This window comes from Kitasatospora sp. MBT66, from assembly GCF_000710405.2.
Classification (GTDB): domain Bacteria; phylum Actinomycetota; class Actinomycetes; order Streptomycetales; family Streptomycetaceae; genus Kitasatospora; species Kitasatospora purpeofusca.
Window position 1 is genome coordinate 56,558 of the sequence record NZ_JAIY01000018.1, and the last position, 14,481, is coordinate 71,038.

General features: G+C 73.4%; 12 protein-coding genes. 6 read left to right on the top strand and 6 right to left on the bottom strand.

Annotation, left to right across the window (positions count from 1 at the left end):
* Positions 1-175: 175 nt before the first annotated feature.
* Positions 176-1,015 (top strand): sensor histidine kinase, encoded by an 840-nt coding sequence (locus tag BI06_RS40245; RefSeq protein WP_051742859.1) that lies wholly within the window; start codon positions 176-178, stop codon positions 1,013-1,015.
* Positions 1,016-1,149: 134 nt separating this feature from the next.
* The gene (locus BI06_RS40250; RefSeq protein ID WP_030396604.1) at positions 1,150-1,806 is read left to right on the top strand and encodes a response regulator transcription factor; all 657 of its coding nucleotides are present in this window, start codon (positions 1,150-1,152) and stop codon (positions 1,804-1,806) included.
* 134 nt (positions 1,807-1,940) lie between these two features.
* Here the strand turns inward: BI06_RS40250 and BI06_RS40255 are convergent, their stop codons facing one another.
* On the bottom strand, positions 1,941-2,210 hold the full coding sequence (locus BI06_RS40255) for a hypothetical protein (protein WP_030396605.1): 270 nt from the start codon (positions 2,208-2,210) through the stop codon (positions 1,941-1,943).
* A gap of 201 nt (positions 2,211-2,411) precedes the next feature.
* Positions 2,412-3,434 (bottom strand): medium chain dehydrogenase/reductase family protein, encoded by a 1,023-nt coding sequence (locus tag BI06_RS40260; protein ID WP_043476907.1) that lies wholly within the window; start codon positions 3,432-3,434, stop codon positions 2,412-2,414.
* A 170-nt stretch (positions 3,435-3,604) separates the two neighbouring features.
* Here BI06_RS40260 and BI06_RS40265 point away from each other — a divergent pair, with 170 nt between their 5' ends.
* Positions 3,605-4,234, top strand: a complete 630-nt coding sequence (locus tag BI06_RS40265; protein ID WP_030396607.1) for a TetR/AcrR family transcriptional regulator — start codon at positions 3,605-3,607, stop codon at positions 4,232-4,234.
* Positions 4,235-4,605: 371 nt separating this feature from the next.
* Here the strand turns inward: BI06_RS40265 and BI06_RS40270 are convergent, their stop codons facing one another.
* Positions 4,606-5,253, bottom strand: coding sequence for a DUF4386 domain-containing protein (locus BI06_RS40270; protein WP_078880412.1), 648 nt, complete (start codon positions 5,251-5,253; stop codon positions 4,606-4,608).
* Positions 5,254-5,448: 195 nt separating this feature from the next.
* Here BI06_RS40270 and BI06_RS40275 point away from each other — a divergent pair, with 195 nt between their 5' ends.
* Positions 5,449-5,964: a MarR family winged helix-turn-helix transcriptional regulator gene (locus BI06_RS40275; protein WP_030396609.1), complete on the top strand. Its 516-nt coding sequence runs from the start codon at positions 5,449-5,451 to the stop codon at positions 5,962-5,964.
* Positions 5,965-6,037: 73 nt separating this feature from the next.
* Here BI06_RS40275 and BI06_RS40280 read toward each other — a convergent pair whose 3' ends face one another.
* From BI06_RS40280 to BI06_RS40290, 3 genes are all read right to left on the bottom strand, one after another.
* Entirely contained in the window at positions 6,038-7,231 is a 1,194-nt protein-coding gene (locus BI06_RS40280; RefSeq protein WP_043476910.1) for an RtcB family protein, read from the bottom strand.
* Positions 7,232-7,675: 444 nt separating this feature from the next.
* Positions 7,676-9,043 carry a pitrilysin family protein gene (locus tag BI06_RS40285; RefSeq protein WP_043477018.1) on the bottom strand — a complete coding sequence of 456 codons (1,368 nt, stop codon included), beginning with the start codon at positions 9,041-9,043 and terminating at the stop codon, positions 7,676-7,678.
* 20 nt (positions 9,044-9,063) lie between these two features.
* Positions 9,064-10,422 (bottom strand): pitrilysin family protein, encoded by a 1,359-nt coding sequence (locus BI06_RS40290; RefSeq protein WP_030396612.1) that lies wholly within the window; start codon positions 10,420-10,422, stop codon positions 9,064-9,066.
* A gap of 263 nt (positions 10,423-10,685) precedes the next feature.
* Here BI06_RS40290 and BI06_RS40295 point away from each other — a divergent pair, with 263 nt between their 5' ends.
* Both BI06_RS40295 and BI06_RS40300 read left to right on the top strand, forming a co-directional pair.
* Positions 10,686-13,136: a DNA topoisomerase (ATP-hydrolyzing) subunit A gene (locus BI06_RS40295; RefSeq protein ID WP_043476914.1), complete on the top strand. Its 2,451-nt coding sequence runs from the start codon at positions 10,686-10,688 to the stop codon at positions 13,134-13,136.
* A 189-nt stretch (positions 13,137-13,325) separates the two neighbouring features.
* Complete coding sequence (locus BI06_RS40300) at positions 13,326-14,234, top strand: sucrase ferredoxin (RefSeq protein WP_043476917.1); 909 nt, start codon at positions 13,326-13,328, stop codon at positions 14,232-14,234.
* The last annotated feature ends 247 nt before the right edge of the window (positions 14,235-14,481 follow it).

Below are 14,481 nucleotides of genomic sequence, written 5' to 3' on the forward strand. Positions count from 1 at the left end.
ACTCAGAGGTCCGCCGTGCCTGTTTTCGGACATGCCCGAGGAATTCCATTTCCCCGCGCCAGGAACGCCCGTGCACAGTGGGTAAGACGCGAGCGACGGGGGGATCTCAGGAACCATGCTGGACCAGATACTCAAATCCTCCGGCAGGGCCGACCGAAGACCGACGAGCCTGGCCGTGAGCGGCGTCGGAGCGCTCGCTACGCGCGGTGAACGGAACACCTCCGACCGGATCGGTCGGCTGGTGAACACCCTGGTCGGGCTGGTCACCGGCATCGGCGCAGCCGGCCTGCCACCGGCGCAGCCACGACCCCGGCCGGCCGGAACGCCGGTCGACGAAGCGGAGTCCGGCTGTCCGGCTGCCGCCGCCCGACTCGACGAACGCCGCCGTGTGCGCAGGGAGTTGCACGACTCCCTGGCGCCCAGGCTGGCCGCTCTGCACATGCGCATGGAACTCGCCGGTCTCAATCTGACCGGTGACGCCGACCAGGCCCCGGCCCTGCTGGCCCAGGCCCGGGAGGATGTCAGCACCGCGATCGCGGATGTCCGACAGGTGATCCGGGACCTCGACACCTCCGAGCCCCGGACCGTCGCCGCCACCGGCACACTGCGCCAGTTCCTGCACCGGCAGGCCCGCGCCTTCGAGGAGGCCGGGGCCGGCCGGCTCCGGGTCGTCACCGAGCTCCCGGCCGTCCTGGACGATTTTCCGACACGTGTCCAGAAAGAATTGAAGAACATCTCCGGCGAGGCTGTCGCGAATGTCGTCCGGCATGCCGGGGCATCGTTCTGCCGGATCTCCGCGTCGATCGGCCCGGAGGGCCTCGTCCTTTCCATCGAGGACGATGGGATCGGCATTTCCGGCGACGCGGTCGGCGGAATCGGACTTCCTTCGATGTGCCTGCGCACCAGAGAACTCGGCGGCTTTTTCTCGATCGGGACCAGGGCCCCGCACGGCACCGTGGTCCGGGTCCGACTGCCGCACTCGGCGCTCGTCGACGGCACCCACCGGCTCGACTGACCGGCCCCTCGTCCTCTCTCCCCCGCCTCCCGGCGGCCACGGGCTCCGTGTCCGACCGACCCGTGCCGTTTCCCTGCGACCCCGTGCGCCCACCGAGTTGACCGTGTTCCCTCACCCTCCCCTTAGGAGCCCCCATGGATCCGGCCGTACCTCGAAACCTCCGCATCCTGGTCGTCGACGACCATGAGCTGTTCCGGGCGGGTTTGCGCCAACTCCTCGACCGGATCGACTCACTGACGGTGGTGGGCGAGGCCTCCAGCGGGGCCGACGTGCTCTCCGCGGTGGAGCGGCTCGCGCCGGACGTCGTCCTGATGGACATCAGCATGCCCGGCACCGACGGCATCGAGGCGACCCGGACCCTGCTCGCCCGCCACCCCCGGGTGGCGGTGGTGATGCTGACGGCCGACGACAACGACGACTCCATCGTCGCGGCGGTCCGCGCGGGTGCGCGGGGCTACCTGGTCAAGGGCGCCGGCCTGGACGACGTCCGCCGGGCGATCACCGCGGTCAGCCAGGGCGGGGCGCTGTTCGGCCCGGAGGCCGCCGCCCATCTGCTGGCCCAGGTGCGCCGGCCGGCTCCGGAGCGCGAGCCGTTCCCCGACCTGACCCCCCGGGAGATGGCGGTGCTGACCATGCTGGCCGACGGCCGCAACAACGCGCACATCGCCAATGAGTTCGGGCTCTCCATGAAGACGGTGCGCAACTACCTCTCCCGGATCTTCAGCAAGCTCCAGGTGGCCGACCGCGCCGAGGCGGCCGTCCGGGCCCGGCGGGCCGGACTCGGCAGTTAGAACCCCTGCTCAGGGGTGCGCCCTCCGGCGCGGGCCGGGTACGCGGGCCGGGCCGGGCGGCCCCGCCGTTCGCTCCCGGGTCCGAGCCGGTCGACAGGACGGGCCCGGGGCCGGGCCGGGCCCCGGGGGCCCGGTCAGCGTTCCAGCAGCTGCGCCCAGAGCTCCTCCTCGCGCAGGCTCAGCGGCTCGGCCGGCGCCGAGGTCCGCTCCGGGTGCCACTCCGGCACCCCCACCGGAGGCAGCACGTCCTCCGGCTTCCGCGCCCCCGGCAGGGCGGAGGGCGAGGTCATCGCCCCCATCGCCAGACCGAGCCAGATCAGCCCGTCCGCCAGGTAGCGGCCGCCCCGCCGCATCCAGCGGCGCAGCAGCAGACGGCGGTGGGCACGGCGCAGGGCGGTTCGCATCGGGGAGCCTCCGACGGGACGGCAACGGGGGGAAGCGGTGCTACCGCCATCCTGCGGACCCGCCGTCCCACCGTCATGGGTCGGGAATCCCCAACACGCTGGGAACCTTTCCTGCCCCGTCCCCGGCCGCCGCCCCCCTGACCGGGGACAGGAGTACGGCGGCCCGGGCGCGCCCCGTGCCCTGGAGGCGCGCCCCTTCGGTCAGGCCGCGGCCGGGACGAGCACGATCTTCCCGGTGATCGCGGCGGTCTCCATCGCCCGGTGCGCGTCGGCCGCCTCCTCCAGCGGCATGGTGCGGCCCACCCGCGGCTTGACCAGGCCCTTCTGCAGCAGCTCCAGCACGGTCGCGAGGTCCTGCTGGTACGCGGCCGGGTGGGACTTCTCCAGGCTCCAGGCGTTGTAGAACAGCGTGCGCTTGCCGTCCGGGATCAGCTTCGGCAGCACGATGCCGCCCAGGAAGCCCTGGGCGCCGGTCAGCAGGTCCCGCTGGTTGCCGCGCAGCGCGGCGTTCTGGCCGAAGCCGACCATCACGCCGCCGCGCCGCACCGCCTGGTACGAGCGGAGGAAGTGCGGGCCGCCGATCGGGTCGAACACCGCGTCCACCGCGCCGCCCGGCAGGCCGCGCACCACCCGGCGGAAGTCCTCGGCGTCCCGGTCGATCGGACGGCCGCCGAGCGCCCGCACCTGGTCGGCCCGGGCGGCGGAGCAGGTGCCGTAGACGGTGACCCCGGCGAGCGCGGCCAGCTCCAGGAAGGCGGTGCCGACGCCGCCGGACGCGCCGTGCACCAGGACGGTGCTGCCCTGCCGGACCTCGGCCACCCGGTGCAGCATCTGCTGGGCGATGAAGTAGTTCAGCGAGAGCGCCGAGGCCTCCACCGGGTCGACGCCGTCGGGCAGCGGAACCAGCCGGTTGGCGGCCACCAGCGCGTACTCCGCGTAGCCGCCGCTGCGCACCAACGCGACCACCCGGGTGCCCGGTTCGGGGGCCCTGGTGCCCGGCCCGACCTGGTCCACGACCCCCACCAGGTCGTATCCGGGGGTGAAGGGCCGCTTGGGCCCGCCGGGGATCACGCCGGCACGTAGCAGAATGTCACCGTAGGAGACGCCGGCGGCGAGCACCCGGACCCGGACCTGGCCGACGGCCGGTGCCGGGAGTTCGTCGCTGGACAGCCTCAGGACCTCGGCTCCGCCGAGCCTCGGCACACTCACATGGCGGTACCTCATCGTGGCCTCCGCAGTATGGGGGGATGACGTGACGGGAGTGGCGCCGGTCCTCTGCGGGGGGCGGGTACGGGAGGCGGCCTCCGCCGCACCGTTCCCTGCCCCCGTATTTTTATATAGACTGAGTGTACAATGAATGTGATAGCACCCGCCTCAGGAGACGTCAACAGCCCATGAGCCCACGCCAGTACCGAGCCGGCCAACGCCAGGTAGCCGCCGAACAGACCCGCACCCGCATTCTGGAGGCGGCCTGCGAGCTGCTCACCGGGGAGAAGGGCCCGGCCTCGTTCAGCATGGACGCCGTCGCCAAGACCGCCGGAGTGGCGCGGATGACCGTCTACTACCAGTTCGACTCGAAGACCGGCCTGCTGGAGGCACTCTTCGACGATCTGGCCCAGCGCGGCGGGATGGCCAGGATGCCCGCGGCGTTCATGGCCCCCAGCGGCCGCGAGGCGCTCACCGCGCTGCTCGACGTGCTGAACGGCTTCTACGCCTCCGGCCGGGTCGCCCTGCGCCGGCTGCGCGGCCTGGGAATCCTCGACCCGGAGCTCGACACCGCGTTGCAGAGCCGCAGCGAGCGGCGGCGCGGCGGCCTCCAGGTGGTCCTCAACCGGCTGCTCGCCGACCGGGGCGCCGAGGTCGACGAGGCCGGGCTCGACGAACTGGTGGAGATGCTGTTCATGCTGACCAGCTTCGAGACCTTCGACCTGCTGGCCGGCCCGGGCGGCGAGAGCGATCCGGTCGCCCGCCGCGTCGAGGAGCTGATTCTCGCCGTTCTCGACCGCCGTCTCGCGGCGGCCTGACAGCCGGGCGGCTCCCCCCGCCCACGACTCACGGGCCCGTCGGGCGAACCCCTTTCACCCACGCCACTCCCGTACCAGGCGCGTCCGCCCCCCGGACCGCACCCGCACCACCCCGCCGGCCGGCGACCCCCCTCCGGTCGCCGTACGACGGTAGGCGGCGCGGCGGCCTTCCTCCCCAGGACACCGCCGCGCCGCCCTCCCTTTTCCTCACGAGCCCTGCGGCCCGCTCGGTAGCGACCGGGTCGACCGCGCCTCCCGGCGCCGCTCCCCCGCCGCCCGCCCCCGGCCGGGACGGCCCCACCCCCGGAGCACCACCAACGGGGGGTCCGGGCCGTCACCGCGCCGGAGCAGTCAGAACACCGGGTCCCCGGTCAGGCCGGGTCGACCTCGGCACCCGGCGTGCGGCGCGGACGCTGCTTGGGCAGGATCACGCTGGCCGCGATGAGCCAGATCAGGCCGCCGAAGCGGGCGATCGGCAGGAAGAAGCCGAGGCTGGTGGAGAGCAGGGCCAGGGTGCCCAGCACGCCGATCCCGGCGAGCACCAGGCCGGCCCAGGCGAAGCCCTTCGGCCCGAAGCCGAGCAGCAGCATCGGCACGGCCACCCCGGCCAGCATCACGGCGAACGGCACCACGTGCCCGGGCCCGCCGGAGGCGAAGGTGAGGTCGGCCAGCGAGCGGGCCAGCGAGGCGTCGCCGAGGTCCCCGGAGCGGGAGGCGGCCCAGACGGTGAGGCCGCACAGCGCCATCGCGGCGGAGGCGAGCACTCCGGACACCAGCGCGATGCCGGGGCCGGGGGCGGTGACGCCCAGGCGGCGCAGCCGCTGGTAGACGATCGCGGCCCAGACCGCGAGCGGCAGCGAGGCGGCGAACTGCAGCGTCCCGGACACCTTGGCGGCGGTCGCGTGGTCCTTGTAGTAGGCGAGGGTGTCGGCCGCCGAATCGGTGGGCAGAGGGGTCTGCCGGGCCAACACGATGGACACCACCATCAGCGCCGCGAACGCCACGGCGGGGAGCAGCAAGGGGGGACCTGACTGCTGTCGCCGGGCGGAGGCGGCCGGCACCGCAGATGTCGTGGTCATGAGGGGCACTCCAGTCGAAAACGGGTCGATGGGTGGTCCGGAGGCCGACGACGGACGGGTCGGCACCGACGCCGGTAGTTCCTTGTCCAGAATAGTTCACTCGGGGACATCATTGTCCACTGGTATCGTGTTTCCATGACCGAACCTCCCGACCGCGCCCCGTCGCCCCATCCGGGACCGCAGGGAGCCCAAGTCGCATTTCTGCTGTCCCAGTTGGGTGAGCACGCCTCGCAGGCCTTCGCCCGGCGGGTCGCCGAGCTCGATCTCACCCCGGCCCAGGCGGGCCTGCTCCGGGCGGTCAGCCTGGCCCCCGGCCAGCACCAGCAGGAACTCGCCCGGCGGCTCGGCATGTCGCCGAGCCGGTTCGTGGCCTTCATCGACGCCATCGAGGAACGCGGACTGGTCGAGCGCCGCCGCAACCCCAAGGACCGCCGGTTCCAGGACCTCTACCTCGCGCCCAAGGGCGAGGAGGCGATGCGCGGGCTCGCCGAGGCGGCACTCGCCCACGAGGAGGCGCTCTGCACCGGCCTCGACCCGCAGGAACGTATCGCCCTGGCCGGACTGCTGCGTCGGATCGCCGAGGCGCAGCAGCTCACCGCCGGGGTGCACCCCGGCTACCGGCGGCTGAACCCCCGGCGCGACAGCGTCTGAGCCGCCGGGTCCGGGCACGCGAAAGCCCCCGGCCGGGGGCCGGGGGCTTCGTGCGACGGGCGCCGGAGGGCGCTCAGCCCTTGACGCAGACCACCTGCTTCAGGTGCGCCACGACCTCGACGAGGTCCCGCTGCTGCTCGATCACCTTCTCGATCGACTTGTAGGCGCCCGGGATCTCGTCCACCACCCCGGCGTCCTTGCGGCACTCCACGCCCGCGGTCTGCTCGACCAGGTCGCTGGTGCTGAACCGCTTCTTCGCGGCGGTGCGGCTCATCTTCCGGCCGGCGCCGTGCGAGGCCGAGTTGAACGACGCCTCGTTGCCCAGTCCGCGCACGATGTACGACCCGGTGCCCATCGAGCCCGGGATGATCCCGTAGTCACCGGCCCCGGCCCGGATCGCACCCTTGCGGGTGACCAGCAGGTCGACGCCGTCGTAGCGCTCCTCCGCGACGTAGTTGTGGTGGCAGCTGATCACCTCGTCGAAGGCGACCTTCGCCCGGGGGAACTCGCGCCGGACCACGTCCTGGAACAGCGCCATCATCAACGCCCGGTTGCGCTTGGCGTACTCCTGCGCCCAGAAGAGGTCCTGCCGGTACGCGGCCATCTGCGGGGTGTCCGCGATGAACACCGCGAGGTCACGGTCGATCAGGCCCTGGTTGTGCGGCAGCGACCGGGCCACGCCCATGTGGTGCTCCGCCAGTTCCTTGCCGATGTTGCGCGAACCGGAGTGCAGCATCAGCCAGACCGCGCCGGTGTCGTCGATGCACACCTCGATGAAGTGGTTGCCGCCGCCGAGCGTCGCCATCTGCTGGGCCGCCCGGTCCCGGCGCCACTTCACCTCGGAGGCGACCCCGTCGAACCGCTGCCAGAAGTCGTCCCAGCCCCCGGTCGGGACGCCGTGCAGCTTGCCCGGGTCGACCGGGTCGGAGTGCAGACCGCGCCCGACCGGGATGGTCCGCTCGATCTGCGAGCGCAGCCGCGACAGGTCGTCCGGCAGGTCCTTCGCGGTGAGCGAGGTCTTCACCGCGCTCATCCCGCAGCCGATGTCCACGCCGACCGCGGCCGGGCAGACGGCGGCGCGCATGGCGATCACCGAACCCACGGTCGCCCCCTTGCCCAGGTGGACGTCGGGCATCACGGCGAGGCCGTGCAGCCAGGGCAGCGAGCTGATGTTGCGCAGCTGCTCCATGGCCTGGCCCTCGACGGTGGCCGGGTCGGTCCACATCCGGATCGGAGTCCGGACGCCGGGTACCTCGGTGTACGACATGGTTCAACGACCTCCTGGGGTCGGACGGTTCAAGCGTAGGCAGGTACCGCGCGAAAGACCCGGCGCGGTTCGGGGACGTCAGTGGGGGCGGCGGCGCTCGGCCGACGCGGGAGCGGTGCTCAGACCGCGAAGGGGCTTCGGGAGGACAGTCTCGGGGAGCACTGTCGATAGGACTCGACCCGCATGGTGACCGCCTCCTCTCCGTGTGTGCACCGGTTGCCGGGGATATCTAGCCACGCAGCGCGCCACCCCGGCAAGGGAATTAACGCCGGCCCGGAAAGTCAGCGGCCCGGGGATCAGCAGCACGGGAAGTCAGCGGCCCGGGAATCAGCAGCACGGGGGCCGGCGGCGGTGCCGGTACCGCCGCCGGCACGCGAAAGGGCCCGGCGGAGCGTCGCAACGCTCCACCGGGCCCCGGGGTCCGATGCCGGACCGGGCGCCGGATCAGGCCCCGATCACGGTCACCTCGCCGATGCCCAGCTCACGCACCTGGTCCGCGAACGCCGAGGCGTCGCCGACCAGGACCGTCACCAGCCGGTCCGGCGGGAAGGCGCTCACCACGGCCTCGGTGGCGGCGGCGGTCGACAGCTCGGCCAGCTGCCGGTAGACCTCCGCCTGGAAGTCGTCCGCCAGGTGCTGCTCGACCTGGTCGGCCAGGGTGCCGGCCACCGAACCCGCCGTCTCGTACTTCAGCGGCGCCACCCCGACCAGGAACTGCACCGCCTCCTCGCGCTCCGCGTCGGTGAGCCCCTCCGCGGCCAGCGTGCGCAGGATGGTCCAGGTGTCGGCAAGCGCCGGGGCGGTGGAAGCGGTGTCCACCGAGCCGCTGATCGCCAGCATGGCGCGCCCGCTGCCGTCCGGGGCCGAGCGCAGCGGCTGCGCGAACGCCCGCACGCCGTAGGTGTAGCCCTTCTCCTCCCGCAGCACCCGGTCCAGCCGGGAGGTGAGCGTGCCGCCCAGGCAGTAGGTGCCGAGGATCTGCGCGGCCCAGGCCGGGTCGTGCCGGTCCGGGCCGATCCGGCCGATCAGCAGCTGGGTCTGCACCGAACCGGGCCGGTCCACGATGATCACCCGGCCGGTGTCGTCACCGGTCACCGGGGCGTGCGCGGCCGGCGCGGCCGGAGCGCCCTTCCAGCCGCCGAGGGTGGACTCCAGCAGGGCCGGCAGATCGGTGCCGGTGAGGTCGCCGACCACCACCACGGTGGTGGTGGCGGGCCGCACATGCCCCTCGTAGAAGGCCCGGACGGCGGCCCGGTCGATGGTCTTGACCGTCTCGGCGCTGCCGCCGCGCGGGCGGGAGAGCCGGTCGGCGGCGTCGAACAGCGAGGCGTACAGCGCCTTGGCGGCCCGCCGGGCCGGGTTGGCCTGCTCGTGCACGATCTCGTCCAGCCGGTTGGCGACCAGCCGCTCGATCTCGTCCTCCGGCAGCGCCGGGCTGCCCAGCGCGGCGGCCAGCAGGTCCAGGCCGCGGGCCAGCCGGGAGGCCGGCACCTCCAGCGAGACCCGGATGCACGGGTGGTCGGCGTGCGCGTCCAGGGTGGCGCCGGCCCGCTCCAGCTCGGCCGCGAACTCCTCGGCGGTCAGCGTGTCGGTGCCCTCGCTGAGCGCCCGGGCGAGGATCGAGGCGACGCCGTCCAGGCCCTCCGGCTCGGCCGCGAGCGGGGCGTCGAGCAGCACGTCGACGGCCACCAGTTGCTGGCCGGGGCGGTGGCAGTGCAGCACCGTGATGCCGTTGCCGAGCGCGGCGCGCTCCGGCGCCGGGAACGCCCACGGGGTGGGCGTGCCGGGCTGGGGCTGCGGGTGGAAGGTCATGGCGGGGACGTACTCGGTGCTCATACGGCGGCGCCCTCCTCGTCGGTCTCGGCGGTGGCAGCGGTGTCGGCGGCGGTGTCCTCGGCCGTGGTCGGCTCGTACACCAGGACCGCCCGGTTCTGCGGGTGCAGCCGGGCCGCGGCGACGGCCCGCACCTCCTCGGCGGTGACGTCGAGGACCTTCGGCAGGGCGTCGTTCAGCAGCTTCGGGTCGCCGAACAGCACGGCGTAGCGGCAGAGTTCGTCGGCGCGGCCGGCCACCGTGGTGAGCCGGTCCAGCCACTCGCGCTCGATCTGCGCCTGGGCGCGCTCCAGTTCGGCCGCGGTCGGGCCCTCGGCCGCGAACCGGGCCAGCTCCTCGTCGACGGCGGCCTCGATCTGCTCGACCGTGGCGTCGCCCGAGGTCTTGACGTCCAGCCAGCCCAGGCTCGGCGCACCGGACAGCCGCAGCAGGCCGAAGCCCGCGGCGACGGCGGTGCGGTCCCGGCGGACCAGCCGGTTGTACAGCCGGCTCGACTCGCCGCTGCCCAGGACGGTCAGCGCCAGGTCGGCGGCGTCCGCCTCGCGGGTGCCGTCGTGCGGCAGCCGGTAGGCGGCCATCAGCGCGCGGGAGGGCACGTCCTCGCGGATCAGCTCGCGGATCTCCCGGCCGATGCTCTCCGGCAGGGAGCCGTCGCGCGGCGGCTGCTTGCCGTCGTGCGCGGGGATGCTGCCGAAGTACTTCTCCACCCAGGCGATCGCCTGCTCCGGGTCGATGTCGCCGACCACCGAGAGCACCGCGTTGTTGGGCGCGTAGTAGGTGCGGAAGAACGCCCGGGCGTCCTCCAGCGTCGCCGCGTCCAGGTCGGCCATCGAGCCGATCGGGGTGTGGTGGTACGGGTGGCCGTCCGGGAACGACAGCGCGGTGAGCCGCTCGAACGCGGTGCCGTAGGGCACGTTGTCGTACCGCTGGCGGCGCTCGTTCTTCACCACGTCGCGCTGGTTCTCCATCGACGCGTCGTCGAGGGCGGCCAGCAGCGAGCCCATCCGGTCCGCCTCCAGCCAGAGCGCGAGCTCCAACTGGTGGGCCGGCATGGTCTCGAAGTAGTTGGTGCGCTCGAAGCTCGTGGTGCCGTTGAGCGAGCCGCCGGCGCCCTGGACGAGCTCGAAGTGCCCGTTGTTGGACACGTTGGCGGACCCCTGGAACATCAGGTGCTCGAACAGGTGGGCCAGTCCGGTGCGGCCCTTCACCTCGTGCCGGGAGCCCACGTCGTACCAGAGGCAGACCGCGGCCACCGGGGTCAGGTGGTCCTCGGAGAGGACGACGCGCAGGCCATTGGCCAGGCGGTGCTCGGTGATGGCGATGCCTCGCTGCTCGGAGGCGGGGGCCGGGTTGGCCATGCGCTCGGGTCCTTCCCGTCGTCGACGTCGGGGGTCTTTCGTGTGGCGTCCCCCATTGTGGTGCAACGCGCGAGCGCCGTGGATGTGTCCGCGCGGACAGGACGTTCGCCAGGGGCGGAAGAGGGGCGCTGGCCGGGACTGTCGGCGGGAGGGTCCACAATGGGGGCGCCGAGCCCTGTTGACAGCACAGCCGACAGCCCGGCGAGACCGCGCCGACGAGACGTGGACGAGAAGCAAGCGAGACGTAAGGGAGCCCCGCCGCGATGGCCCGCCGCAGTTCGCAGACCCCGCCCCCCGGAGACTTCGAGGAGCGCATCCTCGACGTCGACGTCGTGGACGAGATGCAGGGCTCGTTCCTCGAGTACGCCTACTCCGTCATCTACTCCCGGGCCCTCCCGGACGCGCGGGACGGCCTCAAGCCGGTGCACCGCCGCATCCTGTACCAGGCCAACGAGATGGGCCTGCGCCCGGAGCGCGGCCACGTCAAGTGCGCCCGCCTGGTCGGCGAGGTGATGGGCCGGCTGCACCCGCACGGTGATGCCTCCATCTACGACTCGGTCGTCCGCATGGCCCAGCCGTTCTCGATGCGGCTGCCGCTGATCGACGGCCACGGCAACTTCGGCTCGCTCGGCAACGACGACCCGCCGGCCGCGATGCGCTACACCGAGTCGCGGCTCACCGCCGCCTCGATGGCCATGGTCGAGTCGATCCACGAGGAGACCGTCGACTTCGGCCCCAACTACGACGGCAGCGAGCAGGAACCGCTGGCCCTCCCGGCGGCGTTCCCCAACCTGCTGGTCAACGGCGCGACCGGGATCGCCGTCGGCATGGCCACCAACATGCCGCCGCACAACCTCTCCGAGGTCGTCGCCGCCGCCCGGCACCTGATCAAGCACCCGAGCGCCGACCTCGACACCCTGATGCGGTTCGTCCCCGGCCCCGACCTGCCCACCGGCGGACGGATCGTCGGCCTCTCCGGCATCAGGGACGCCTACGAGTCCGGCCGCGGCACCTTCAAGATCCGCGCCACCACGACCATCGAGGCCGTCAGCGCCCGCCGCAAGGGCATCGTGGTCACCGAGCTGCCGTACAACGTCGGCCCGGAGAAGGTCATCTCCAAGATCAAGGACCTCGTCAACGCGAAGAAGCTCCAGGGCATCGCGGACGTCAAGGACCTCACCGACCGCGAGCACGGGCTGCGCCTCGTCATCGAGGTCAAGAACGGCTTCGTGCCCGAGGCCCTGCTGGAGCAGCTCTACAAGCTGACGCCGATGGAGGAGACCTTCGGCATCAACAACGTGGCGCTGGTCGACGGCCAGCCGCTCACCCTCGGCCTCAAGGAGCTGCTGGAGGTCTACGTCGACCACCGCTTCGAGGTGGTCCGCCGGCGCAGCGACTTCCGCCGCCGCAAGCGCCAGGAGCGGCTGCACCTGGTCGAGGGCCTGCTGGTCGCCCTGGTCGACATCGACGAGGTCATCGCCCTCATCCGGTCGAGCGACAACGCCGCCCAGGCCAAGGAGCGCCTGATCGAGCGCTTCTCGCTGAGCGAGACGCAGACCGCGTACATCCTCGACACCCCGCTGCGCCGGCTCACCCGCTTCGACCGGGTCGAGCTGGAGCAGGAGCAGGCCAAGCTCAACTCGGAGATCGCCGAGCTGACCGAGATCCTGGAGTCCGACACCAGGCTGCGCAGCGTGGTCTCCACCGAACTCGGCGCCGTCGCCAAGCAGTTCGGCACCGAGCGGCGCACCGTCCTGCTGGAGGCCGGCGCCGCTCCGGCCGCCTCGCTGACCGTTCCGCTGGAGGTCGCGGACGACCCCTGCCGGGTGCTGCTCTCCTCCACCGGCCTGCTCGCCCGCACCGCCGACGGCGAGCCGTTCGAGGTGTCGGAGAAGCGCGCCAAGCACGATGTGATCGTCTCCGCGGTGCCGACCACCGCCCGCGCCGACATCGGCGTGGTCACCTCGGCCGGCCGGGTCCTGCGGCTGCCGGTCATCGACCTGCCGGCGCTGCCGCCCACCCCGTCGCCGACGCTGGCCGGCGGCGCGCTCGTCACCGAGTTCCTCCGGCTGGAGGACAACGAGCGGGTGCTCGCGCTGACCACGCTCGACGAGTCCTCCCCCGGCCTGGCGCTGGGCACCGTCCAGGGCGTCGTCAAGCGGGTGGTGCCCGAATGGCCCGCCAACAAGGACGAGTTCGAGGTGATCGGGCTCAAGGACGGCGACGAGGTGGTCGGCGCGGTCGAGCTGCGCACCGGCGAGGAGGACCTCGTCTTCATCACCTCCGACGCCCAGTTGCTGCGCTACCCCGCCGGGCAGGTCCGCCCGCAGGGCCGGCCGGCCGGCGGCATGGCCGGCGTCAAGCTGTCCGACGGCGCCCGGGTGCTCTCCTTCACCGCCGTCGACCCGGCCGTCGACGCGGTGGTCGTCTCGGTGGCCGGCGCCTCCGGCACCCTCACCGGCGAGGCCCAGTCCAGCTGGAAGGTCACCCCCTTCGAGCAGTACCCGCGCAAGGGCCGGGCCACCGGCGGGGTGCGCTGCCAGCGCTTCCTGCGCGGCGAGGACGCGCTCGCCTTCGCCTGGGCCGGTCCGGCTCCCGCCCGTGCCGCCGGCCCCAAGGGCGCGCCGGTCGACCTGCCGGAGCGCGACCCGCGCCGGGACGGCTCCGGCACCCCGGTGAGCAGCCCGATCATCACCGTGGCCGGGCCCGTCTAGGTCCGCCCGCCCATGCCCGGAGGGGCGCCGACCCGCTCGGTCGGCGCCCCTCCGGCGTTCCCGGGCGGGCACGGGTCACGGGCCTCCCGGCGCGGTGCGCCCCGGCGGCCGGGCCACCTCGCACCGCACCGCCCCGCACCGACGCGGTCGGCCGGGCCGCGGAGGACCGGCAAGGGTAGCCTTACCGCCGTGAGCACCTGTGCGACGCTGTCGCGTGAACTGTCGGAGCCGCTGGCCGCCACCGCCGCGACCGCCACCACCTGGCTGCTGGTCGAACAGACCGGCCCGTGGGGCGCCAAGGCGCTCGCCCAGAGCCACCTGGACCCGGAGGTCGGCCGCGCGCTGGACGCCGCGACCGGCGGCACCGGCGTCCGGGTCGCGCTGATCCGCCGCCCCGGCCGGCACGCGGACTGCCTCCCGACCGCCCGGCACGAGGTGGTCGTGGCGCACACCGTCCCGACGCCCGGCCGGAGCTGGGTGCGCCGGGGCCAGGTGACGGACCCGGCGGAACTGCTCGCCCTGGACTTCACCGCGCTGGGCGCCGGCGAGCACGGAGGCTTCGGAACCCCCCACATCGGCGGCCCGATCGCCCTGGTGTGCACCAACGGCCGCCGCGACCGCTGCTGCGCCCTGCTGGGCCGCCCGCTCGCGGCCGAGCTGGCCGCCGCCGGGCACAGCGAGGTGTGGGAGGTGACGCACCTGGGCGGGCACCGCTTCTCCCCCACGATGCTGGTCCTGCCGTACGGCTACACCTACGGACGGCTGACCGCCGAGTCGGCCAAGGAGGTGCTGGCGGCCACCGCGGCCGGCCACATGGCGCCGGAGTGGTCGCGCGGCTGCTCCGGCTGGGACCGGCCGGGCCAGGCCGCCGACCAGGCCGTGCGGCTGGTCACCGGCGAGACCCGGGCGGACGCGCTGACCCTGGCCCAGCGGGCGGACGGCGCGGGCCGCTGGCGGGTCGACGTCCGGCACGAGGACGGCCGGTCCTGGGAGGTCGAGGTGGCCGAGGGCGTCAGCGAGCCGGCCCGGCCCGAGAGCTGCGGCAAGGCGGCGGGCACGCCGTCCCGGATGGAGGTCATCTCCCTGCGGGAGCTCTGACCGGCCCGCCCCTCCCCGGGAGCGGAGAACGGCACGACCCCCGACGGGGCTCCGCCGGGGGTCGTGGACATCGGCCGGGCCACGGCCGGGCATCGCCGTCAGGCGGCCCCGGCCCCGGTCAGGGAGCGGACCTCCAGCTCGGCGTACCGGTCCGGATCGGCCGGCTCGGGCGAGGTGAGGGTGCCGATCCACCCGGCCAGGAAGCCCAGCGGGATGGAGACGAGGCCCGGGTTCTCCAGCGGGAACC